The sequence below is a fragment of the Streptomyces bacillaris genome (assembly GCF_003268675.1).
GTDB lineage: Bacteria > Actinomycetota > Actinomycetes > Streptomycetales > Streptomycetaceae > Streptomyces > Streptomyces bacillaris.
Map to the genome: position 1 here is coordinate 76553 of NZ_CP029378.1, position 22219 is coordinate 98771.

Genomic DNA, 22219 nt, shown 5'->3' on the forward strand with positions numbered 1-22219 from the left:
CCTGCCGGGGGCCACGGGCCGGGGCAAGGATGGGCCGGACCGCACAAGATCCCGGCGAATCCGCGCACCCGCCCCCGGGCGGGTGGTCCCGCGGTGGAAGGAATCCACGTTGCTGCTTCTCATCTCCCCCGACGGTGTCGAAGAGGCCCTCGAGTGCGCGAAGGCGGCGGAGCACCTCGACATCGTCGATGTGAAGAAGCCCGACGAGGGGTCGCTCGGCGCGAACTTCCCGTGGGTCATCAGGGAGATCCGCGGGGCGGTCCCGGCCGACAAGCCGGTCTCGGCCACCGTGGGGGACGTGCCGTACAAGCCCGGGACGGTGGCCCAGGCCGCACTCGGCGCGGCGGTCTCCGGGGCCACGTACATCAAGGTCGGCCTCTACGGGTGCTCGACGCCCGAGCAGGCCGTCGAGGTCATGAGCGGGGTGGTCCGGGCGGTCAAGGACTTCCGGCCGGACGCGTTCGTCGTCGCGTCGGGCTATGCCGACGCCCACCGCATCGGCTGCGTCAACCCGCTCGCGCTGCCCGACATCGCCCGCCGTTCGGGCTCCGACGCGGCCATGCTGGACACCGCGGTCAAGGACGGGACGCGGCTGTTCGACCACGTTCCGCCCGGCGCGTGCGAGGAGTTCGTCCGCCAGGCCCACGAGGCCGGGCTGCTGGCCGCGCTGGCGGGGAGCGTGAAGGCGGAGGACCTGGGGACGCTGACCCGGATCGGGACGGACATCGTGGGCGTGCGCGGGGCGGTCTGCGAGGGGGGCGACCGCAACGCCGGGCGGATCCGGCCGCAGTTGGTGGCCGCCTTCCGGGCGGAGATGGACCGGCACGCCCGGGAGCACGCGACGACCGTGGCCGCGCGCTGAACGCCGGAACGGGGCCGCGCCGGCCCCCCTCAGGCATATCGACGGCCCCATCCCGGCCGCCCCTCCTGTCGCACCCCCGCCGTGAGCGCTTCGCCGTCGTCGATCCGGCCACCGGGGAGGCCTTCGACGAGGCCCCCGACCAGCGGCCCGACGAGCTGGACGCCGTCGTGGGCCGGGCCCGGGAGGCCTGGGCGGGCTGGCGGGCCGACCCCGAAGCCCGTACCGCCGCTCTGCTGGCCTCGGCCGATGCCGTGGAGGCCGCGGGCGGGGAGCTGGCTCCGCTGCTCACCCGGGAGCAGGGCAAGCCACTGGCCGAGTCGTACGCGGAGATCGCCCGTACGGCGGCCCGGCTGCGCCACTTCGCCGCGATGGCGCCCGAGACCCGGACGATCACCGACGGCAGGCCGGTGCACAGCGAGATCCGCTGGCGGTCGCTGGGTCCGGTCGCCGCCATCGTCCCGTGGAACTTTCCCCTACAGCTGGCGTCGGCGAAGTTCGCGCCCTCGCTCGCCGCGGGCAACACGGTGGTGCTCAAGCCCTCGCCCTTCACCCCGCTCGCCACCCGGCTGCTGGGGTCGGTCCTGTCCGCCGCGCTCCCGGAGGGTGTGCTGACCGTCGTCACGGGCCGGGAGCCGCTCGGTGCGCTGCTGGCCTCGCACCCGGGGATCCGGCATGTGACGTTCACGGGTTCGGTGCCCACCGGGCGGGCCGTGGCGACGGGGGCGGCGCCCGGTCTCGCCCGGGTCACCCTGGAGCTGGGCGGGAACGACGCCGCCGTGCTGCTGGACGACGTGGAGGTGGAGGCGGTCGCCGACCGGCTGTTTTGGGCCGCGTTCCGCAACTGCGGGCAGGTGTGCATGGCGGTCAAGCGCGTGTACGCCCCGGCACAGCTCCACGCGCGCGTGGTGGAGGCGCTGGCGGAGCGGGCGAAGACGGTCGTCGTCGGGTCCGGTCTCGCCCCCGGTACGGAGCTGGGGCCGGTCAACAACGCCGCCCAGCTGGCCCGGGTGGAGCGGTGCACGGCCCATGCCCTGGAGGAGGGGGCGCGTGCCGTGGCCGGTGGGCACCGGCTGGACCGGCCGGGGTACTTCTACGCCCCGACGATCCTCACCGATGTCCCGCCGGACAGCCCGGTGGTGATGGAGGAACAGTTCGGTCCGGTGCTGCCGGTGCTGCCGTACGGGCATCTCGACGAGGCCGTCGAGGCGGCCAACGCCACGCGGTACGGCCTGGGCGGCTCGGTGTGGGGGACCGACCTGGACCGGGCGGAGGAGGTGGCCGGGCGGCTGGAGTGCGGGACGGCGTGGATCAACCACCACGCCGAACTCTCCCTCGACCAGCCCTTCGCGGGTATCAAGGACAGCGGTGTCGGTGTCGCGGGCGGGCCGTGGGGGCTCTACGGAAACCTCCGGCCGTTCGTCGTGCACCGTCCGATGGAGGGGGGCCGATGAAGTTCGGTGCGGCGGTGCTGCGCTCGTACGAGGACCCGTTCACCGTCGAGGAGGTGAAGCTGGACGCGGGTCCGGCCGAGGGCGAGGTCCTGGTGAGGATCGCGGGCTGCGGGATGTGCCGGACCGATCTGGCCGTCCGCCGCTCGGCGGGCCGCTCGCCGCTGCCTGCGGTGCTCGGCCACGAGGGGGCCGGGGTGGTGGTCGAGACGGGTGGCCCGGAGACGGGGCTGAGCCCCGGCGACCATGTGGTGCTCGGCTTCGACTCCTGCGGGCACTGCCGCGGCTGTCTGGCCGGGTCCCCCGCCTACTGCGACCGGTTCGCCGCGCTCAACCTCTTCGGCGGACGCCCGGAGCACGCCGGGCGGTTCACCGATGCGGCCGGGGGCGCGCTCGCCCCCCGGTGGTTCGGCCAGTCCTCGTTCGCGGCGTACGCGATGGTCCCGGCCCGCAATGCCGTACGGGTCGATCCCTCGCTCCCCCTGGAGCTGCTGGGGCCGCTCGGCTGCGGCTTCCTCACCGGCGCCGGAGCGGTCCTGAACTCCTTCGGCGCCGGGCCCGGCGACACCGTCGCGGTCTTCGGCGCGGGGGCGGTGGGCCTGGCCGCGGTCATGGCGGCCACCGCCGCCGGGGCGGTGGCCGTGGCGGTGGACCGGCACCCCGAACGGCTGGCCTTCGCCGAGAAGCTGAACGCGGTCCCGGTGCACGCGGCCTCGGCCGGTCTGCCGGACCGCATCCGGCGGCTGACGGACGGCGGCGCGCAGTACGCGCTGGACACCACAGGGTCCGGCCGGCTGATCAACGACGCGCTCCGGGCGCTGCGCCCACTGGGCCATCTCGGCCTGGTGGCCCGGCTGCACACCGCGCTCGCGCTGGAGCCGGGGACTCTGGACCGGGGGCGGAGGGTCTCCCACATCTGCGAGGGGGACGCGGTGCCGGGGCTGCTCATCCCACGGCTGACCGGGCTGTGGCGGGCCGGGCTGTTCCCCTTCGACCAGCTGATCCGTACGTATCCGCTCGCCGACATCAACGAGGCCGAGCGCGACTGCGAGGCGGGGCTCGTGGTGAAGCCGGTCCTCATTCCGTGAGGCCGGTGCGTTCCGTGCGGGCACGGCGTTCCGCACCGCCCGCGCATCCGTAGCGCCCGCGCATTCGCGTACCACCGGCGCATTTCCACTTTCCACGTACCGAGGGAGCACCTGCATGGTCGAGACAGCGCACCGGAACACCGGCGTGGAGGGCGTGGCCGGAGGGGTCGGGGTGACGGCTCTGCTGGTCGCCGCGGCGCGGGCGATCGAGACCCACCGCCCCGACAGCCTGGCGCAGGACGTCTTCGCCGAGCACTTCGTGCTCGCCGCTCCGGCCTCCAAGGGATGGCCGGTCCGTCCGGAGGAGGTGACGGACGGGGACGCGAACCCGCTGTGGGGGCGGTTCGCTCGGTACTTCGGGCTGCGGACGCGGGTCCTCGACGACTTCCTGCTCGGGTCGGCGCGCACGGGGGGCGTCCGCCAGGTGGTGCTGGTCGGCGCGGGGCTGGACTCGCGGGCGTACCGGCTGGGGTGGCCCGCCGGGTGTGTGGTCTTCGAGATCGACCGGGAGGAGGTGCTGGCCTTCAAGCACCAGGTGCTCGACGGTGTTGCGGCCGTCCCGAAGGCGGCACGCGTACCGGTCCCGATGGATCTGCGGGACGACTGGGCCGGTGCCCTGCCCGGCGCCGGGTTCGATCCGGCGGCGCCGAGCGTGTGGCTGATCGAGGGGTTGCTGTTCTATCTGCCCCCGGCGGCCGAGACGTATCTCGTCGACACGGTGGACCGGCTGACCGCCGGCGGCAGCGCGCTGGCCTTCGAGGCCAAGCTGGAGAAGGACCTGCTGGCGTACCGCGACAGCGCGCTCTACACGGCGACGAGGGAGCAGATCGGCATCGATCTGCTGGACCTGTTCGATCTCTCCCCGCGTCCCGACTCCGCGGGCCGACTGGCGGAGCGGGGGTGGTCCACCGCGGTGCACACCCCGTTCGACTTCACCCGGCTGCACGGGCGCGGACCGCTGCCGGAGCCGAACGACGCGCTGGCGGGCAACCGGTGGGTGTTCGCGGACAAGCCCCGGGGGTCGTAGCCGCGCGCCCCGGCGGACGGCCCGTCACGGTTCGTCGCGCAGGCGGAGGAGGTACGTGGCGGTCAGCGCGACGGCCCGGTCGGCGTCGTGCGCCAGCTCCGTGAGGGCGTGTGACGCCGCCGTCCCCGGGATGCCCGCCAGCGCCTGGGTCAGCCGTCCGCGTGCGGGCGCCCCGGTGGTGTCCCGGCCGAGGCGGTCGACGAGCCGGGCGGCGATCCGGTCCGCCGTCGCGGTGTCGCCCGCCAGCACGCTGAGCGCGTCGGCCGCGTCGGTGTCGTTCCTGCCCCCCACGATCATGTCGAGGAGGGCGGGGACGGCGTCGGCGTCGCCCCGGGTCCCGAGCGCCAGGGCGGCCTGGCCCCGGACCACGGGGTCGGGGTGGGCGAGGGCCTCGCGCAGCTCTGCGGCGGCCTGGTCGCCGGGCAGTTCGGTGAGGGAGCGGACGGCGCGTTCCCGTACGGCGGCCACCGGTGAGCCGATGCCCGCCGCCAGGAGGGCGGGGGCGCCCTCGCCGGAGCGTGCCAGGGCCCAGCGCAGGGCCCCGGCGACATGCGGATCGCTCTCCGCGAGTACGGCCTCGACCAGGGCCTCCACCGGCACCGGGATGTCGTCGGCCGAGGAGAGGGCCGCGCGCTGGCGGGCGTCGGCGCTCGTGGACCCGAGTGCCTGGAGGAGCGTGACGACCTGGAGGGCGTCCTCCCAGTCGGCGGGTCCGGCGGCATGGATGCCGCGCAGCCGGGTGAGCAGCTCGGTCTCCGCCTCGATGCGCGTCCGCGTCCGGCGGATCAGGTCCTCGACGAGCGCGGACGGGGTGAAGTCGCCGTCCGCGAGGGCCCGTTTGACCTCCCGCAGCGAGAGCCCCAGCGCCCGCAGGCTCTCGATATGGAAGATCCGCCGGATGTCCTGCGGGGCGTACTCCCGGTAGCCGGAGCCGGTGCGGCCCGAAGGGCTCACCAGGCCCAGCGACTCGTAGTGCCGGAGCATGCGGGCACTGACCCCGGACCGTCGCGCCACCTCACCGATCAACACGCCCTAGTGTCCCTCCTGGCCGGAGCCGCCGAGGGCCACGACGCGCTTCGCCTCCTCGATGGCGAAGGCGAAGCTGGTCTCCGGGTCGCGCAGCAGCTTCTCGGTGGCGAGCCCGTGGGCGCGTACGGCCGGGTCGGCGGCCGTACGGGCGGGGAGCAGGGCCGCCACCATGGGCTCCCCCAGGGCGACCAGGGCCCGGCTCAGGCTCAGCTGGGTCTCGTGGCCGCCGCGCCCCAGCTGGCTGGCCAGGACCGTGGCCAGCGCGGGTTCCTCACCCTCCGGTACGAGCACGGCGGCGGCCCGCCAGGCGCTCCGCGCCACCTCGTCGTCGGGGTCGGCCAGCAGCGCCCGGGTGATCGCGGGCCAGGCCCGTGGGTCCCCGATCTTGGACAGGGTGTGGAGCGCCTGGCTCCGTGCCTGCGGACGCTCCGAGCGGAGTTCGTGGAGCAGCACGGGGAGCGTCAGGGTCACCGGGTGGCGGTTCAGCGCCCAGGTCAGCATGTCGCGGACGAAGAACTCGGGCTCGGTCGCGCACCGTTCGACGAGCGGGCCGATGTAGCGCGGGTCGGGGGCCGAGCCGATCGCCAGTGCGGCGCGCAGCCGTACGGACGCGCGGTCGTCGGCCAGTCCCCCGATCGCCCGTGCCGTGTCCGTGTCCACGTCCGCGTCCGTCTCCGTGTCCCTGCTCCTGTTCGTGTCCTGTCCCGTGACCGTCATCGAGACCACCTCCTCGGTCCGCAGTGAAGACCTTGTCATCGTGTCAAGGTCAAGCGGGAGCGGGCGCCGACCACCCTGCGGTGACATTTAGGCAGCCTCACCTAATATGACGATTGTCGTGTTCGGGTCCCACGCGAGAAGCCGGTATCCCCCCTTTCTTACTTCTGTACTCGTCCAGGGCACAGCTCTGCCCACCGGCTGCCCGTGCCCGTCCCCGAAGGAGACATGCAGCGCATGTCCATGCCCCGCCGTGGCCGTCTGGCCGCTCTCGCCGCCCTGACCGTGGTGTCCCTGGGCACCGGTGTCCTCGCCGTTCCCGCATCCGCCGCCCGGGCCCCGCCGTCGCCGCGCAGGCCCAGCAGGCCGGGACCACGACGGCGGCCGCGCCGATCCTGGTGGCCGGCGAGTCCTCCTGGGGCTTCAAGGAGTCCTGGGTCCGCTATGTGACGTCCATGGGCGGTTCGGTGACCGTGGCCGGTGGCGCCACCAAGGACGGGGCGGGGCTGATCGGTTACCCCGTCAACCACGGTGCGGTGGACACGGCCAAGCGCTCCGCCGATGTGCGCTTCGGCGGTTCGGTCACCTACGCGGTGCCCGGCCGCGGCATCACCGCCATCACCCTCGCCAACCCCCGGGTCGTCCTCAAGAACGGCCAGGGCACGCTCCACATGGACGTGACGACCGATCTGGTCGCCGGTCAGGCCCCGGTCACCACGGCCGGTGTGCCGCTCGCCACGCTGGAGGCGTCCACCGGGACCCTCGCCGGGAACACCCTCGACTGGAAGGGCATCACCACCGCCCTCACCGCCAGGGGCGCGGAGATCTTCGCCTTCCAGGGCCGGCCCATGTACCCGACCGGCACGGTCCTGGACGCCCTCGCCATCGGCGGCCGTATCAGCGTCCCGACCCTGACGGTCAGCCAGGTCACCGCGCTGGGCGCCGAGACCGAGGTCACGGTCCAGGGCTCCGGCTACCAGCCCGGCCGCGGGGTGTACCTGGCGCAGACCGTCGCCCTGCCCGGCACCACGTACCCCGCTGTCTACGGCAACGAGGCCTGGATCCGACAGGTCGGCGTCGACGGCACCTTCACCCTGACGGCAAAGCTCACCGAGAGGTTCACCTCCGGCACCACCACGGTCAACTGCCTCACGACCGCCTGCTTCCTCACCACCTTCAACTCGCACGACGGCACCGACCCGACCTGGATGCCCTCGCGCGCCCAGGACGTCGCCCAGCCGCTCCGGTTCGCCGCTGCCGTCCCGGGCGCCGTCGTGACCCGGCAGCCGGTCTCCCGCACCGTCCGCTCGGGCGCCACCGCCGAGTTCACCGCCGCCGCGACCGGCCACGATTCCGTCCGCTGGGAGCGCAGCACGGACCGGGGCGCGACCTGGAACACCGTGGCCGGGGCCACCTCCCCCACCCTCGCGGTGAAGGCGAGCGCCGCGCTCAACGGCCACCGCTACCGGGCCGTGTTCACCAACGTCTCCGGTGCGACCGCCACCTCGGCCGCCACCCTCACCGTGACGGCCGTGCCCGCCCGGATCATCTCCTTCAACGCCGACCCGGAGCCGGTCGGCAAGGGCAGCAAGCTCAAGATATCCGGCACCCTCCAGACCGCCGGGGCCACCGGCAACGCCTGGAGCCCGCTGGCCAAGACGTCCGTCGTGATCGAGTTCCAGGCGAAGGGATCCAAGACCTGGAGCCGGGTCACCACGGTCACCACCGACGCCAAGGGCGCCGTCACCGCCTCGGCCACCGCCCAGAAGGACGGCACCTGGCGCGCCCGTTCCGCGGGCACCGCCGACCGCTCCGCCGCCACCAGCTACGCCGACTACGTGGACGTCAAGCTGCGCACCTCCGTCTCCGGCTTCAACGCGTCCCCGGGGCCGGTCCGCAAGGGCCGCACCATCACGGTCAAGGGCACCCTGCGCACCCTGGACGGGAGCTGGAAGAACACCTCCGGCCACTCCGTGGACATCCTGTTCCAGGCCAAGGGCTCCAAGAAGTGGAGCAGGCTCGCGACCGTCCGCACGAACGGCAAGGGCGTCTTCACCAAGGGCTTCACCGCCAAGCAGGACGGCACCTGGGAGGCCCAGTTCAAGGGCACCTCCGCCCGCCTGGGCACCACCAGCGGCGGCGACTACGTCGACGTGCGCTGACCCGCACGCGCCTCCCGCGCATCCCCCACACCGAGTCCGACGGCCGGTCACCGCAGGCATCCCGCCCGCAGGTGACCGGCCGTCCGGCCGTACGGGCCGACTCCCCGCGCCCGGCCCGTACGGGGGCCGATGCCCCGCCCGGTGCGCTTCCGCCCGATCGGCCCCGTCGCATCGCATCCGTACGGGGTACAAGTGCGGAAGGGACAGGAGTGACGAACGGTTCGCCACCGCCCTGACCGGAGGAAGGACGTGGGATGGCCCGTACCCCGGCCGTGGAACACTCCTTCGCCGCCGCCTGCCCGCTCCCGGTGGGCCCGGGCCCCTCGCCCTGCGGGGCCGGGGCCGTCGATGCGGATGTGGTCGGTGCCGTCCTGCGTACCGCGCGCACCGTGCTCGCGGAACGGGTCGCCCAGGCGTCGGAGATCGATGCGTCGTTCGCGGAGGAGCTGGCGGGACGGGTCCGCGACTTCACCCTGGAGGGCGGTAAGCGGCTGCGCCCCCGGCTCCTGTGGTGGGGGATGCGGGCCTGCGGCGCGGGGGACGCCACCGCCACGGCGGCCGCGCTGCGGCTGGGGGTGGCGCTGGAGCTGATCCAGACCTGCGCGCTGATCCACGACGACGTGATGGACCGCTCGCGGCTGCGCCGGGGGAAGCCCGCCGTCCATATCGGCCTCGCCGCCTCGGCGGGTCTCTCCCCGGAGTCGGAGCGGGGCTCGGCGTTCGGCACCTCGGCGGCCGTGCTGGCCGGGGACCTCGCGCTGGTCTGGGCCGACGACACCGTGGCGGAGACGGCGCTGCCCACCCCCGTACGACGGCGGGTCGGGGCCATCTGGCGGTCCATGCGGACGGAGATGGTCGCCGGTCAGTTCCTGGACCTGCACGGCCAGGTGGCCGGTGACTCCTCGGCCACGCGGGCGCTACGAACTGCCTGCCTCAAGAGCGCCCTGTACTCGGTGGAACGGCCCCTGCTCCTCGGAGCCGCCCTGGCCGATGCCGACGAGCGCACCACGGCCGCGCTGCGCCTGGCCGGCCGGAGCGCGGGCATCGCCTTCCAGCTCCGCGACGACCTGCTCGGCGTCTTCGGGGACCCCGGGCTGACCGGCAAGCCGTCCGGCGACGACATCCGCGAGGGGAAGCCGACCTATCTCCTGGCCATCGCCCGGGAGCGGGCCGAAGCGGCGGGCGACGAAGGGGCACTGGCCGTGCTCGGCCGCGCGGTGGGGAACCCGGACGTCACCGAGGACGACCTCGGGAACGTACGGGATGTCCTGGAGGCGACCGGGGCACGCGCCCATGTGGAGCGGGAGGCGGAGCACCTGGGCGAGGAGGCCGTACGCCGTCTGGGTGAGGCCGTCGACATCCGTTCGTACGGCGGCCGCCAGCTGCTCGGCCTGGTGCGGGCGGTCTCCGGCGGCCGGTCCGGCCACTCCCCCACGGCCCCCGCCGACGAACCGCACGGACACGACGGCCGGACGGCGGACCAGGTCCTGACGACGGCCGAAGGAGGACACAGCAAGTGATCACAGTCAAGGGGCCCACCGACCATGTGGTGGTGGTCGGTGCCGGGCTGTCGGGGCTCTCCGCCACTCTGCATCTACTCGGCGCGGGCCGCCGGGTCACGGTGGTCGAGCGGGAGGCGGTGCCCGGGGGACGGGCGGGGCTGCTGGAGTCGGGCGGCTTCCGGATCGACACAGGGCCCACCGTGTTGACCATGCCGGAACTGGTGGAGGAAGCGTTCGCGGCGGTCGGGGACCGGACGGCCGACCGGTTGGAGCTGATCCGGCTGGACCCCGCCTACCGGGCCCGGTTCGCGGACGGCTCCCAGCTCGACGTGCACACCGACGGGGCCGCGATGGAGGCGGCGGTCGAACGGTTCGCGGGGGCCCGGCAGGCGGTCGGCTACCGGCGGCTGCGCCGCTGGCTGGAGCGCCTGTACCGGGTGCAGATGCGCCGCTTCATCGACGCCAACTTCGACTCCCCGCTCCAGCTCGCCCACCCCGACCTCGTGCGGCTCGCCGCCCTCGGCGGTTTCGGTCGGCTCGACGCTCGGATCGGGCGCTTCGTCTCGGACGAACGGCTGCGCAGGGTCTTCTCCTTCCAGGCGCTGTACGCGGGTGTCCCCCCGGCCCGCGCGCTCGCCGCGTACGCCGTCATCGCCTACATGGACACGATCGCCGGGGTCTACTTCCCCAAGGGCGGGATGCACGCGCTCCCCCGCGCGCTGGCGGAGTCGGCCGCCGAGGCGGGCGCCGATCTCCGGTACGGGCGGACCGTGACCCGGCTGGAGCGTTCGGGTGAACGTGTCACCGCCGTCGTCACCGACCAGGAGCGCATTCCCTGCGACGCCGTGGTCCTCACCCCCGACCTGCCCGTCGCCTACCGGCTGCTCGGCCGCACCCCGCACCGGCCGCACCGCCTCCGGCACTCCCCCTCCGCCGTGATCCTGCACGCGGGCACGGACCGCACCTGGCCGGAGCTGGCCCACCACACCATCTCGTTCGGCGCCGCCTGGAAGAGCACGTTCCGGGAGCTGACCCGCACCGGACGGCTGATGTCGGACCCCTCGCTCCTCATCACCCGCCCCACCGCGACCGACCCCGCCCTGGCCCCGCCCGGCAAGCACCTCCACTACGTGCTGGCGCCCTGTCCCAACACCGAGGTCGGGCCGGGGGTACGGGAGTGGCGGGAGCTGGGCCCCCGCTACCGGGACGCGCTGCTGGCCGAGCTGGAGCGGCGCGAGATGCCCGGCCTCGGTGCGGCGATCGAGCAGGAAGGGCTGGTCACGCCGGTCGACTGGACCGCCCAGGGCCATGCGGCGGGCACCCCGTTCGCGGTGGCCCACACGTTCCCGCAGACCGGCCCGTTCCGCCCGCGCAACCTCGTACGGGGCACGGCCAACGCCGTCCTCGCCGGGTGCGGCACCACGCCGGGCGTCGGCGTGCCGACCGTCCTGATCTCCGGGAAGCTGGCGGCGGAGAGGATCACCGGCCCCCGTACCGTTCCCCGCCCCGCCCGGAAAGGCGCCTCCGCATGACCGTCCGTGAACTCGACGCCGCAGCCGTCCACGACCCCGCCCTCCGCGCTGCGTACGCCCGCTGCCGCACGCTCAACGCGCGCCACGGCAGGACGTACTTCCTCGCCACCCGGCTGCTCCCCGTCGACCGGCGCCCGGCCGTGCACGCCCTGTACGGCTTCGCCCGCCACGCCGACGACATCGTGGACGACCTGGACAGCACGGCGAGCCCCGGGGAGCGCGCCCGCGCGCTGCTCGCCCTGGAGGCCCAGTTGGAGTCGGGGCTGCGGCGGACCGGAGCCGTCACCGAGCCGGTGATCCTGGCGCTCTCGGACACCGTGCGGCGGTACGGGATCGACCACCGGCACTTCACCGACTTCCTGGCCTCCATGCGCAGCGATCTCACGGTCGGCGGCTACGCCTCGTACGAGGAGCTGGGCCGGTACATGCACGGGTCGGCGGCGGTGATCGGCCTTCAGATGCTGCCCGTGCTCGGGACCGTCGGGCCGCGCGAGGAAGCCGCTCCGCACGCGGCCGCGCTCGGCGTCGCCTTCCAGCTCACCAACTTCCTGCGGGACGTGGGCGAGGACCTGGACCGGGGCCGGCTCTACCTCCCGGCCGAACTGCTGGGCGCCCACGGGGCGGACCGGGAGCGGTTCGAGTGGAGTCGGCGGACGGGGGCGCGGGACACGCGGATCACCGATGTGCTGCGGGCCGCCGCCGCCCACAACCGGGCCGTCTACCGGGACGCCCTGCCCGGGATCGCGATGCTCGACCCGGTGTCACGGCCCTGCATCCGTACGGCGTCCGTGCTCTACAGCGGCATTCTCGACGCCATCGAGGCCGACGGCTACGCGGTCCTCCACCGCCGGTCGGTCGTGCCGCGCCGACGGCGGGCGGTCGTGGCGCTGGACGGGCTGGTCCGGGCGGTCGCCGCGCGCAGAGCACAGCGGCACGCCCCCGGCCCGGTCACGGGGCCCCGCCCCGCCCGGCCCCGGGCGACCGCCCCCGTACAGAAGGAGCCGGTATGAGCCCCGCGCCCGGGCGCCGTGGCCGCATCCCGCTGCGGCTGCGGCGGGCGCCCGTCCCCTGGGACCGGCAGGCGCCGACGTGGCGGGAGGCGAAACCGGGGCTGATCGCCGATGCCCTCAAGCGGGCGCAGAGCCGGCCCTCCGGCAACTGGTACGTCATCGGCGCCTCGCGCGACCTGCCGCCCGGGCGCACCCTCGGGATCACGGTCGCCACCACCGAGGTGGTCGCCTGGCGGGACGGCGAGGGGCGGCTCCGGGCGGGTCCGGGTGCGTGCCCGCACCTCGGGGCGCCGCTGCGCGACAGCCCGGTGCGCTGCGGCACGCTGGTCTGCCACTGGCACGGACTGGCCCTGGACGGGGGGCCGTTCGCCGGGTGGGATCCCTTCCCGGCCTTCGACGACGGGGTCCTGCTCTGGGTGCGGCTCGATGCCGTGGGCGGTGAGACGCCGTCGGAGCGGCCGTACGTGCCGGTCCGGCCGCGGGTCCGGGAGGCGGTGGAGGCGGTGTACGCGGAGGTGGGGCGCTGTGAGCCGGAGGACGTGGTGGCCAACCGCCTCGATCCGTGGCACGGGGCGTGGTTCCACCCGTACTCCTTCGTGGACCTGACGGTGACGGGAACGCCCGACGACTCCCCGGGCGGCTCCCCGGCGGACTCCCCGGATGACGACGGGTTCCTGGTCGACGTGTCGTTCAAGGTGGCCGGGCGGCTGGTGGTGCCGGTGCGCGCCCGGTTCACGGCGCCCGAGCCCCGTACGGTCGTCATGCACATCGTGGCGGGCGAGGGGGCGGGGTCCGTGGTGGAGACGCATGCCACCCCGCTCGCCCCGGATGAGCATGGGCGGCCGCGCACCGCCGTGACGGAGGCGGTGGTGGCCGCGTCGGACCGGCGCGGGTTCGCGGTGGCCCGGGCGGCGGCTCCGCTGCTGCGCCCGCTGATGCGTGCCTCGGCCGGGCGGTTGTGGCGGGACGACCTGGCGTACGCGGAGAGGCGCTGGGAGCTGCGGGACAGCGGACGCTTCCCGGGCTGACCCGCGCGCCTCTCCGTCAGCGGCACTGCCTGGGCTGACCCGCGCGCCTCCGCCAGGGGTACCGAGCCGTCAGCGGGCGCCCAGCCCTCAAGGGGCGCCGAGCGCCGCGAGCCCTCGTAGCAGCGCCGAGCGTCCCGCGCGCGGCACGGTCCAGAGTGTCTGCCCGCGTACGCCCCACCGCTCCAGCAACGCGTTGGCGGCGAGGAAGCCGCTGGTGGCCGCGCGTTCCATCAGCGCCACCGGCAGCCCGGTGCGGACCATGTCCCCGGCCACCGTGACGGCGGGGTCGGGGGTGCGGATGCCCGGCCGGTCCGCATAGCCGCCCACGGGGAACAGCGGGCAGTCCGCCCGCCACTCGTGGCGCTCGTCGACGATGCGGGCGCTCCGCGTCTCCGGGTAGATCCGGTGCAGTTGGTGCAGCACCTCACTCTGGACGGCGCCCCGGTCGGCGTCGGGTGCGACGGCGTACGCGTGCAGTTCGACGACCGAGCCCCGGGTGCGCCGGGCCCAGCGTGCGGCCTCGCCCTCCCAGCGCTCCAGGACGCTGATGTTGTCCAGGGGGCCGTAGCCACTGGTGCCCAGGAAGCCGGGCCGGTCGTAGCCCACCGGCCGGTCGAGCCAGAGCCGGGAGACCAGGAACGGCGGGGCGGTGCGCAGCCGTTCGATCCGGTCCCGCCACTCGGCGTCGCCCAGTTCCGGGGAGGCGGCGACGACCCGGCGCAGCCCGCCGCTGTCCAGGGCCAGGACGACGGCGTCGTACCGCGTGGTGCCCTGGTCGGTGGTGAGGTCCAGCCCCCCGTCCGGCAGGGGTCGCACCTGCCGGACCGGTGTGCGCGTCCGTACGTCGGCGCCGTGGCCCGCCAGATAGTGGTGGAGCGGGTCCCAGAGGGCGGTGGGGAACGGTTCGTCCGGGACGTCGAAGAGCAGGCCCTCGCTGGAGCCGAGGAAGTAGATGTGGAACATCAGGACCAGCTCCGCCGCCGAGAGTTCGCGCGGGTCGGCGAAGAAGCTGCGCGAGAACACCTCGAACGCCAGGTGGTGGGCCGCCTCGGGGAAGCGGATGCGGGTGAGGAAGTCGTGGGCGCTGGTGGAGTCGAGGCGTTCGTAGACCTCCGGCACCCGGACGTCGAGCAGGGGCAGGGCGGCGCGGGGGTTCATCCGGGCCAGGTCGCGTACGCCGAAGGTGGGGCTGAGCGCGACGAATCCCAGGGCGCTGAGGGGTGGGGTGCGCGGCACGCGGGCGAAGCTGTCGTGGAGGCCGGAGCTGTGGCGCAGCGGGTAGTCGGGCAGCCGGGTGAGCGAGTCCAGGCCCGGGTCGACCCGGCGGAGCAGGCCGCGCAGGTTGTAGTACTGCCGGAAGAAGGCGTGGAAGCCGCGGCTCATGGTGACGGTGGTGCCGTCGGCCAGCTCGGTGGGCCCGCCCGACAGCCGTCCGCCGAGACTCGGTTCGCTCTCGTGGAGGGTGACACGGACCCCGCGTTCGGCCAGCAGGGTGGCCGCCGCGATTCCGGCGATGCCGCCGCCGACGACTGCCACGGCGGGGGCGTCCGGTCCGGTGAAGCGGGGCCGGCCCTCCGGGGCGGGGAGTACGGCCGCCCGGCGGTCCTTGCCGCGCCGGTGCCCGCTGCCGCTGTCCCGTAGGAACATCACGCCTCCTCCCCCGCGCGGCCGGTGAACGTGTGGGTGGTCCCGGTCTGCCAGCCGGGCAGCGGCAGGACGCGTACGTCGGTGAATCCGGCCCTCCGCAGCCGCCCGGCGAAGGCGGGGGCCGTGTCGAACTCGACGACGCTGCGCCGGAGATGGCGGTAGAGCCGGGCGTCCCCGGCGAGCCGTCCGGCGGGCTGGATGATCGCGGCGCAGACGGCGTTCCACACCGCGCGGTGGACGGGCGATCCGCCGAGCGTGTACTCGTGCACGGCGAGCCGCCCGCCCGGGGCGAGCAGACCCCGTACGAGATCGAGCGCCTTGTCGGGGTCGGTGAGGTTGCGGAAGAGGTAGCCGGCGAACACCGCGTCGTAGGAGCCGGAACGCAGCCGCCCGGCCAGCTCCTCGACCGGGGCGTGCACGAAGTCGACGCCCTCCGGCCAGCTCTTCGTGGCGGCCCTCTCCAGCATGCCCGCCGACGCGTCGACTCCGGTGATGCGCGCGTACGGGGCCGAGGCGAGGAGCGCGGCCGTGGAGGCGCCCGTACCGCATCCCAGGTCGAGCACGCGCAGCCCGCGCCCGCCGTCCGGCAGCCCCAGCCGGCGGGCGGAGCGGCGGAGATGGGCGTGGTAGCCGGGGCTGGCCGCGACGAGCCGGTCGTAGGCGGCGGAGCCGTGGTCGAAGGCCGCGGACAGGGCGTCGCCGCGCAGCAGGGTCATGGGGTGCTCTCCTCGGGGGCGGTCGGTGGAGGTGGTCCGGTTCTCGGCCGGAAGGGGAGTTCGAGGACGGTCCGCAGCATCGGGACGACCGGGGTGCGCAGGCCGATCAGCAGGTCCTCGTGGAGCCGCGAGCGGCCGTCCAGGAAGCGGAGCAGCCGTTCGCCGGGCACCTCCCGGAAGAGGCGGGTGAAGAAGTCGGCGCCGGTCACCCGCCCGCTGTCCAGGGCCCGCAGCAGGACGGCGTCCATCGCCCGGGGCCACGCCCCGTACGGCGCGGGTATGCGCAGCCCGTGTCCGGCACGGAGGTCGTCGGCGACGGCCCGGCTCTGGCGCTGGACCGCCGCGAAGGTGTAGCCGGTGGAGGGGCGGGTCGCGCCTCCGGCGGTGCCGATGCGGTACACCGACCGCCCCGCACGGGACGCCAGGTGACCGTCCGTCATGGGGATGATTCCGCGCTCCTCTGCGGTGACGTGGAACTCCCCCAGTTCGAGGACCTGTTGGGTGTAGTGGTGCAGTGCGCGCCGGTACGCGTCGGCGGTCAGGGGGCGGGCGAGAACTCGGTGTACTCGACCAGGGCGGTGTGCGGGTCGAGCGGCAGCACATAGCCGAAGGAGAGGCCGCGCGGCGGCTGCGGGGTGCGGAAGTCCATCAGGTCGGCGGTCGCCTGGTCGAAGGCGGGGCGCTCGGTGCGGACGAACCAGCCCATGAAGTGCTGGAGCAGGGTGGTGCGGGCGGGCGGCAGACGGCGGGGCGGCCGGGAGTCGAAGACCCGGCGGCCCCGGGCGAGCACCCGGCCGCCCTCGGTGAGGACTTCGGCGCCGCCGTCCGGGGTGTCCTGGACAGCGGTCACCGTGGCCTCGATACGGCGGAAGCCGGGTGCGCCGGAGAGCCGTTTGCCGACCAGGGCCTCGAAGGCGTCCGAGCGCAGCATCTTGTAGCGGAAGGGGGACGGGTCGGTCACCGTGGGAGCCCCGTCGGCCGCCCGGACCCGCAGCCGTGGCCAGGAGGCGGCGAGGGCGGAGTCGTACGGGCCGCCCGGCGGCTCCCAGTAGCACCAGGTGCGCGGCGGCGGCCGCAGGGGACCCGGCGGGGCGTCGACGAGGAGGACCGACAGCGGTACGGCGCCGCCCGGCGCGCAGAGGTGGTACGCCAGGCTCAGCCCGGCCGCTCCGGCGCCCACGATGACGACGTCGGGGTCGGGCACGGCTTCCCTCTCGGTCGATCGGGCAGGGGTTCCTTCCCGGCTGGGCCGGTACCGCATCCTTCCGCACGAGGGGGCCGGACGGATGCGTGCGACACCCCTCAGGTCGCGGTGTGGTCCGGGTGCCCCCGCGTGCGGCGGGCCTCCTTCATCTCGGCCTCGTACACATGGTCGCGGCCCTCGGCCAGTTCGCCCCGGATCTCCTGCTCGACCGTCCGGAACACGTCGTAGTACGTGGCGTTGTACTCCTCGACGATCTGGAAGGTCCAGTGGCCGGGGATGACGTTGCGGCCGAGGATCTCCCGCTCGACCCGGTCGGCCTGGTCGCCGTGCCCCGCCTCGCGGAGGAGGCGTACGGCGTCGTCGAGGCTGAGGTCGGCGCTCCCGGTGAGCTGGTGGAAGGTGTAGAGCGCGCCCCGGGCCCGCTCGGCGGTCTCCAGCGCCTTCGAGAGGGCGCCGAGCGCCTCGACGGTGGTGTCGCTGACCCCCTCGGGGCGCTGGTGGCTCGGGTCGGGAGGCCGGGATTCGGCGGTCATGGGTCTCCTGGTCGGCATCGACGCCAGGGGGGTGGATTCGCTCCCCGGCGTCAGGGCGGTGGTTCACTCCCCCACCTTCCACGTCGAGGGCCTCCCACACCTGCCGTGAGCGCCACCCGGACCAAGAGCCGTCCTGTCCCGTCCCGCGCAAGCCGTCCCTCCTACGCCGTTCCGTGCGCGGGAACGCGACGGCCCCGTGCCGACGCCCCTGAAGGCTTCGGCACGGGGCCGCCCCGGCGGGACCACTCCGCGGGATCACTTCGGCGGATCACTCCGCCCAGGTCATCCCGCCTAGGTCGTCCCGCCGGGGTCGCTCCGAGGGGTCACTCCCCCTCGTCGCCCTCCCCGCCGCCGTCGTCATCGCCCTCGAAGGCGTCACCGATCTCGTCGATCACCTCGGCGGCGACCATGCCGCCGACGATCCCGACGGCGGCCCCCGCCGCGACTCCGGCCACCACCGCCCCCGTGCTGGGGCCGGAGCGGTGGTGGCCGTCGTGGTGGTGGGCGTCGTGGTGCCCGCCGCCCTGGGCGTACGGGTACGGGGCCGCGTGGGCGCCGATCACCTGCCGCAGCCAGCCGTCGACCTCCGCGTTGCGGTCGGCCTGGGGGACGGAGTGGTGCGAGGTGGTGAAGCGGTGCACGGTGTCGTGGCCCCCGGAGAAGAGCCCGGCCCGCTTGTCCGCCTCGATGACGACCTCCAGACCGCCCGGGGATGCGAGGAACGTCACCTCGATCTCGTTCACCGCGTGCGCGTGCTCGGCGGGCGGCACGATCTCGATCTCCTGGTAGCACGGCAGCTGCTGGCCGGTGCCCCGGATGTGACCGACCTCCAGGTCCGCCGACTTGAAGCCGTAGCCGAGCTGCCCGAACGCCTCCAGGATCGCTTCCTGGGCGGGCAGCGGAGCCACCGTCAACGCGTCCAGGTCGCCCTTGTCCCGGGCTCCGGCCACCTCCAGCTCCGTCCGGATGCCGAGGACGGGGCCCAGGTGCTGGCCGTGGAGGTGGGTGACCGGGGTCTCCCAGGGCAGGGTGACGGTGAACGGCACGGAGTGCTCGGCGCCTTCCGCGAGCCGGAAGCCACCGCCGACGGTGAACCGTTCGAGCACGACCGTGCCCTCGTGTTCCTCGTCCCGGCCCTCCATCTCGGCGCGGGCGACCAGCAGGAGGGTGATCCCCTCGACCGTCACATCGCTCCCGCCGCCCTTCAGCCGCACCTCACCCGAGAGAGCACCGCCCGGAAGGGCGGGATCGGGCTGCAGAACGGTGTCGACGGAGGGGCCACCCACCCCGAGGGCTCCCAGTAACTTCTTGAACACCATGTCGGCCGTCCACTCCTTAGACTCTGGCTCCGGAGGGCTCAAACACCTGCTCAGAGCCCGCCGATCGGCCGACCCGCGCTGTGATGCCCGCCACTCCCCTTTGCTTTGCGGTCCCTTTACTATCATCAAGGCGGGTTTTCCCCGCCCCCGACGTCGAGTACGACGACCCGAACAGAGAAGGAGCTGCGGTACCGCAATGGGTGAGCCTCCCAGTACGAGCCGTGTCATCCCTGCCCCTGCACACCAAGGGACGGAGGTGACACGGTGAGCGAAGTACTTCTGCTCCTCCTCGCCCTCGCGCTGACGCTGGCGTGCGCGGTCTTCGTCGCGGCCGAGTTCTCGTTGACCACCATCGAGCGCGGCGAACTCGAACGAGCGGCCGCGGCCGGTGAGCGCGGCGCCGAGAGTGCGCTCAAGGCCGCGAAGCGGCTCACGTTCCAGCTGTCCGGCGCGCAGCTCGGCATCACCGTGACCTCCCTGGTCATCGGCATGCTGGCCGAGCCGTCCCTGGCCGTGCTCCTGCGCCCCTCCCTGGAGTCCGTGGGGCTCCCGGCGGGCGCCGTGTCCACGGTCGCGACGCTGCTGGGTGTGGCGCTGTCCACCGTCGTCCTCATGGTCGTCGGTGAACTCGTCCCGAAGAACTGGGCGATCTCCAGCCCGCTGGCCGTCGCCAAGGTCGTCTCCGGCCCGCAGCGCGCGTTCACGGCCTGTTTCGCCCCGCTGATCCGGCACCTCAACAACACCGCGAACCGGGCCGTGCGCCGGTTCGGCCTGGAGCCGGCCGAGGAGCTGGCCTCGGCCCGTACCCCGCAGGAGCTGATCGCCCTCGCCCAGCACTCGGCCCGTGAGGGCGCCATCGAGGAGGACTCGGCGGAGCTGTTCGTACGGACCCTGCACCTGGCGGAGCTGTCCGCCGAGAACGTGATGACGCCCCGGGTGGACGTCCGGGCCCTGGAGGCCCACGCCACCGCGGCCGACGCCGCCAACCTCACGCTGGCCACCGGCCTCTCCCGCTTCCCGGTCTACCGCGACAGCCTGGACCACGTCATCGGCACGATCCACATCCGGGACGTCCTGGCCCTGGACGAGTCCGAGCGGACCCGGACCCCGGTCACCGCACTGGCCACCGAGCCCCTGCTCGTACCGGACTCGCTGCCCGTGGACCGGCTGCTGGCGCAGATGCGCAAGCACCGGACCATGGCTGTCGTCATCGACGAGTACGGCGGTACGGCGGGCGTCGCCACGGTGGAGGACATCGTGGAGGAGGTCGTGGGCGAGGTCCGCGACGAGCACGACCCGCACGAGCGCCCCGACCTGGCACCGGCCGAGCCGCTCGGTGACGGCCGTCAGGTCTGGGAGGCCGAGGGCAGCATCCGGCTCGACCAGCTCGACCGGATCGGCTTCACCGCGCCGGAGGGCCCGTACGAGACGCTCGCCGGGCTCCTCGCCAACCAGCTCGCCCGCATCCCGGTCCGCGCGGACCGGCTGGAGGTCGACGGCTGGCAGTTCGACGTGCTCGACATCGAGCACCACCGGGCCGACCGGGTGCGGATCACCGCGCCCCTCCCGGCCCTGACCCTGGTGGAGGAGGACGCCCGATGACCACCGTTCAGCTTCTCATCGGCGCGTTCACCCTGGTGACGAACGCGTTCTTCGTCGGGGCGGAGTTCGCCCTGATCTCCGTGCGCCGCAGCCAGATCGAGCCGCAGGCCCTGCGCGGCAGCCGGCGGGCCAAGAGCACCCTGTGGGGCATCGAGCACCTGTCGGCCGCCATGGCCACCGCCCAGCTCGGCATCACCATCTCCTCGCTGGTGCTGGGCGCCGTCGCGGAGCCGGCCATCGCCCACCTGCTGGAGCCGCCGTTCGACGCCATCGGTGTGCCGGGGCCGCTGGTCCACCCGATCGCCTTCGTGATCGCGCTGACCCTGGCGACGTACCTCCACATGCTCATCGGGGAGATGATCCCGAAGAACATCGCGCTGGCCGCGCCCGTCGCCACCTCCCTGGCGCTGGGCCCGTCCCTGGTGTGGCTGACCCGGGCGCTGCGCCCGGTCATCTTCGGTATCAACGGCCTCGCCAACACCCTGCTGCGGCTGCTGAAGGTCGACCCCAAGGACGAGGTCGCGTCGGTCTTCACCGACGACGAGCTGGTCCGGCTGGTGAAGGACTCCAGCGAGGCGGGGCTGCTCGCCCCGGCCGACGGCGAGCGGCTGCGGGACGCCCTGGAGCTGGGCACCCGGCCGGTGGGCGAGGTGATGGTCCCGCTGAACCGGACCGTCACCGTCGACCTGGGCATCACCCCGCAGCAGCTGGAGCGGGCGGCGGTCGCCTCGGGCTTCTCCCGGCTTCCGGTCACCGGGCCGGACGACGGGGTGCTGGGCTATCTCCACATCAAGGACGCCCTGGGGGTGGCGGAGCGCACCAGGCCGCTGCCCACGAGCGCGATCCACCCGGTCATCCGGGTCGAGATCGACACCCCGCTCGACGACACCCTCACGGCGATGCGCGCCGCCGGGACGCATCTGGCCGCCGTCGCGGGTGACAAGGGGACGGTCATCGGCTTCGTGACGATGGAGGACGTCCTGGAGGAGCTGGTCGGCGCCGCCTCGGTCTGACCGCACGGAAGTGTGAAGGGGAGGCGGTCCGGGTTCCGGGCCGCCTCCTCGGCTGTCGGGTCCGCATGGCCCGCGTTGCGGCCGTCGCCCGGACCGGCCGCTTCCGGATATCCATGAGGACGCCGGACGAGCCGCCCGTGAGCACGTAAGCTCGCTGGATGGCCAAGTACTTCGACGTGCACCCCGAGAATCCCCAGCCGCGCACCATCAGCACGGTGGTCGACAGCATCCGTTCCGGTGCGCTCGTCGCGTATCCGACCGACTCCTGTTACGCGCTGGGCTGTCAGCTGGGCAACCGTGAGGGCATCGCCCGGATCCGGACCATCCGCAACCTCGACGACCGCCACCACTTCACGCTGGTCTGCCACGACTTCGCGCAGCTGGCGCAGTTCGTCCGGGTCGACAACGACGTGTTCCGCGCGATCAAGGCGGCCACGCCCGGCAGCTACACCTTCATCCTCCCGGCGACGAAGGAGGTGCCCCGCCAGCTGCTGCACCCGAAGAAGAAGACGGTCGGTGTCCGCATCCCCGACCATGTGGTGACCCAGGCGCTGGTGGCCGAGCTGGGCGAGCCCCTGCTCTCCAGCACCCTTCTCCTGCCGGACGAGGAGGAGCCGCTGACGCAGGGCTGGGAGATCAAGGAGCGCCTGGACCACGAGGTGGAGGCGGTGATCGACTCGGGTGACTGCGGCACCGAGCCGACCACGGTCATCGACTTCTCCGGTGACGAGCCGGAGATCGTCCGGCGGGGCGCCGGCGACCCGTCCCGCTTCGAGTAGGCGG

At 73.9% G+C, this 22219-nt stretch carries 17 protein-coding genes and 2 pseudogenes; 12 read left to right on the plus strand and 7 right to left on the minus strand.

Annotated features, from left to right (window positions below; genetic code table 11):
* Positions 1-109 precede the first annotated feature (109 nt).
* The 4 genes from DJ476_RS00280 to DJ476_RS00295 all read left to right on the plus strand — a co-directional run bounded on the left by DJ476_RS00280 (position 110) and on the right by DJ476_RS00295 (position 4425).
* Positions 110-862, plus strand: a complete 753-nt coding sequence (locus tag DJ476_RS00280; RefSeq protein WP_070200121.1) for a (5-formylfuran-3-yl)methyl phosphate synthase — start codon at positions 110-112, stop codon at positions 860-862.
* A 65-nt stretch (positions 863-927) separates the two neighbouring features.
* A complete protein-coding gene (locus DJ476_RS00285; protein WP_208853561.1) occupies positions 928-2313 on the plus strand; it encodes an aldehyde dehydrogenase family protein in 1386 nt (461 codons plus the stop codon).
* Positions 2310-3398, plus strand: coding sequence for an NAD(P)-dependent alcohol dehydrogenase (locus DJ476_RS00290; RefSeq protein ID WP_103420795.1), 1089 nt, complete (start codon positions 2310-2312; stop codon positions 3396-3398). Before DJ476_RS00285 ends, DJ476_RS00290 begins: the two co-directional genes overlap by 4 nt.
* A gap of 115 nt (positions 3399-3513) precedes the next feature.
* Entirely contained in the window at positions 3514-4425 is a 912-nt protein-coding gene (locus tag DJ476_RS00295) for a class I SAM-dependent methyltransferase (RefSeq protein ID WP_112489494.1), read from the plus strand.
* Positions 4426-4449: 24 nt separating this feature from the next.
* On the opposite strand, the gene DJ476_RS00300 is transcribed toward DJ476_RS00295, so the two are convergent.
* Positions 4450-5454 (minus strand): MerR family transcriptional regulator, encoded by a 1005-nt coding sequence (locus tag DJ476_RS00300; RefSeq protein WP_112489495.1) that lies wholly within the window; start codon positions 5452-5454, stop codon positions 4450-4452.
* A 3-nt stretch (positions 5455-5457) separates the two neighbouring features.
* Positions 5458-6210, minus strand: coding sequence for a HEAT repeat domain-containing protein (locus DJ476_RS00305; protein WP_112489496.1), 753 nt, complete (start codon positions 6208-6210; stop codon positions 5458-5460).
* A gap of 195 nt (positions 6211-6405) precedes the next feature.
* On the opposite strand from DJ476_RS00305, the pseudogene DJ476_RS00310 reads away from it, so the two are divergent.
* The 5 genes and pseudogenes from DJ476_RS00310 to DJ476_RS00330 all read left to right on the plus strand — a co-directional run bounded on the left by DJ476_RS00310 (position 6406) and on the right by DJ476_RS00330 (position 13402).
* Positions 6406-8330: pseudogene (locus DJ476_RS00310) on the plus strand (HtaA domain-containing protein).
* Between the two features lie 254 nt (positions 8331-8584).
* Positions 8585-9850: a polyprenyl synthetase family protein gene (locus DJ476_RS00315; protein WP_112489497.1), complete on the plus strand. Its 1266-nt coding sequence runs from the start codon at positions 8585-8587 to the stop codon at positions 9848-9850.
* Positions 9847-11364 (plus strand): phytoene desaturase, encoded by a 1518-nt coding sequence (locus DJ476_RS00320; protein WP_112489498.1) that lies wholly within the window; start codon positions 9847-9849, stop codon positions 11362-11364. Before DJ476_RS00315 ends, DJ476_RS00320 begins: the two co-directional genes overlap by 4 nt.
* Entirely contained in the window at positions 11361-12374 is a 1014-nt protein-coding gene (locus DJ476_RS00325; RefSeq protein ID WP_112489499.1) for a phytoene/squalene synthase family protein, read from the plus strand. The genes DJ476_RS00320 and DJ476_RS00325 overlap by 4 nt, the downstream gene beginning before the upstream one ends.
* Positions 12371-13402, plus strand: coding sequence for a DUF5914 domain-containing protein (locus DJ476_RS00330; RefSeq protein ID WP_112489500.1), 1032 nt, complete (start codon positions 12371-12373; stop codon positions 13400-13402). Before DJ476_RS00325 ends, DJ476_RS00330 begins: the two co-directional genes overlap by 4 nt.
* An 87-nt stretch (positions 13403-13489) precedes the next feature.
* Here the strand turns inward: DJ476_RS00330 and DJ476_RS00335 are convergent, their stop codons facing one another.
* The 5 genes and pseudogenes from DJ476_RS00335 to DJ476_RS00355 form a co-directional block, all read right to left on the minus strand.
* Positions 13490-15049, minus strand: a complete 1560-nt coding sequence (locus tag DJ476_RS00335; RefSeq protein ID WP_112489501.1) for an FAD-dependent oxidoreductase — start codon at positions 15047-15049, stop codon at positions 13490-13492.
* On the minus strand, positions 15049-15765 hold the full coding sequence (locus DJ476_RS00340; protein ID WP_103420774.1) for a class I SAM-dependent methyltransferase: 717 nt from the start codon (positions 15763-15765) through the stop codon (positions 15049-15051). Before DJ476_RS00340 ends, DJ476_RS00335 begins: the two co-directional genes overlap by 1 nt.
* Positions 15762-16969: pseudogene (locus tag DJ476_RS00345) on the minus strand (lycopene cyclase family protein). The gene DJ476_RS00340 and the pseudogene DJ476_RS00345 overlap by 4 nt, the downstream one beginning before the upstream one ends.
* Before the next feature lie 98 nt (positions 16970-17067).
* Positions 17068-17502, minus strand: coding sequence for a hypothetical protein (locus DJ476_RS00350; RefSeq protein WP_112489502.1), 435 nt, complete (start codon positions 17500-17502; stop codon positions 17068-17070).
* 323 nt (positions 17503-17825) lie between these two features.
* Positions 17826-18821 carry a sporulation protein gene (locus DJ476_RS00355; protein ID WP_112489503.1) on the minus strand — a complete coding sequence of 332 codons (996 nt, stop codon included), beginning with the start codon at positions 18819-18821 and terminating at the stop codon, positions 17826-17828.
* A 264-nt stretch (positions 18822-19085) separates the two neighbouring features.
* Here DJ476_RS00355 and DJ476_RS00360 point away from each other — a divergent pair, with 264 nt between their 5' ends.
* The 3 genes from DJ476_RS00360 (at position 19086) to DJ476_RS00370 (ending at position 22215) form a co-directional block, all read left to right on the plus strand.
* Complete coding sequence (locus DJ476_RS00360; protein WP_103420767.1) at positions 19086-20423, plus strand: hemolysin family protein; 1338 nt, start codon at positions 19086-19088, stop codon at positions 20421-20423.
* Complete coding sequence (locus tag DJ476_RS00365; protein WP_103420766.1) at positions 20420-21436, plus strand: hemolysin family protein; 1017 nt, start codon at positions 20420-20422, stop codon at positions 21434-21436. Before DJ476_RS00360 ends, DJ476_RS00365 begins: the two co-directional genes overlap by 4 nt.
* A 158-nt stretch (positions 21437-21594) precedes the next feature.
* Positions 21595-22215 carry an L-threonylcarbamoyladenylate synthase gene (locus tag DJ476_RS00370; RefSeq protein WP_053557928.1) on the plus strand — a complete coding sequence of 207 codons (621 nt, stop codon included), beginning with the start codon at positions 21595-21597 and terminating at the stop codon, positions 22213-22215.
* Positions 22216-22219: the final 4 nt, after the last annotated feature.

What these genes read in the sequence shown, in the direction of transcription:
- DJ476_RS00365 (WP_103420766.1), top strand. Translation starts at nt 20,420, where the DNA reads ATGACCACCGTTCAGCTTCTCATCGGCGCGTTCACCCTGGTGACGAAC.
- DJ476_RS00290 (WP_103420795.1), top strand. Translation starts at nt 2,310, where the DNA reads ATGAAGTTCGGTGCGGCGGTGCTGCGCTCGTACGAGGACCCGTTCACC.
- DJ476_RS00330 (WP_112489500.1), top strand. Translation starts at nt 12,371, where the DNA reads ATGAGCCCCGCGCCCGGGCGCCGTGGCCGCATCCCGCTGCGGCTGCGG.
- DJ476_RS00295 (WP_112489494.1), top strand. Translation starts at nt 3,514, where the DNA reads ATGGTCGAGACAGCGCACCGGAACACCGGCGTGGAGGGCGTGGCCGGA.
- DJ476_RS00370 (WP_053557928.1), top strand. Translation starts at nt 21,595, where the DNA reads ATGGCCAAGTACTTCGACGTGCACCCCGAGAATCCCCAGCCGCGCACC.
- DJ476_RS00305 (WP_112489496.1), bottom strand. Translation starts at nt 6,210, where the DNA reads ATGACAAGGTCTTCACTGCGGACCGAGGAGGTGGTCTCGATGACGGTC.
- DJ476_RS00335 (WP_112489501.1), bottom strand. Translation starts at nt 15,049, where the DNA reads ATGTTCCTACGGGACAGCGGCAGCGGGCACCGGCGCGGCAAGGACCGC.
- DJ476_RS00355 (WP_112489503.1), bottom strand. Translation starts at nt 18,821, where the DNA reads ATGGTGTTCAAGAAGTTACTGGGAGCCCTCGGGGTGGGTGGCCCCTCC.
- DJ476_RS00340 (WP_103420774.1), bottom strand. Translation starts at nt 15,765, where the DNA reads ATGACCCTGCTGCGCGGCGACGCCCTGTCCGCGGCCTTCGACCACGGC.
- DJ476_RS00315 (WP_112489497.1), top strand. Translation starts at nt 8,585, where the DNA reads ATGGCCCGTACCCCGGCCGTGGAACACTCCTTCGCCGCCGCCTGCCCG.
- DJ476_RS00350 (WP_112489502.1), bottom strand. Translation starts at nt 17,502, where the DNA reads ATGACCGCCGAATCCCGGCCTCCCGACCCGAGCCACCAGCGCCCCGAG.
- DJ476_RS00325 (WP_112489499.1), top strand. Translation starts at nt 11,361, where the DNA reads ATGACCGTCCGTGAACTCGACGCCGCAGCCGTCCACGACCCCGCCCTC.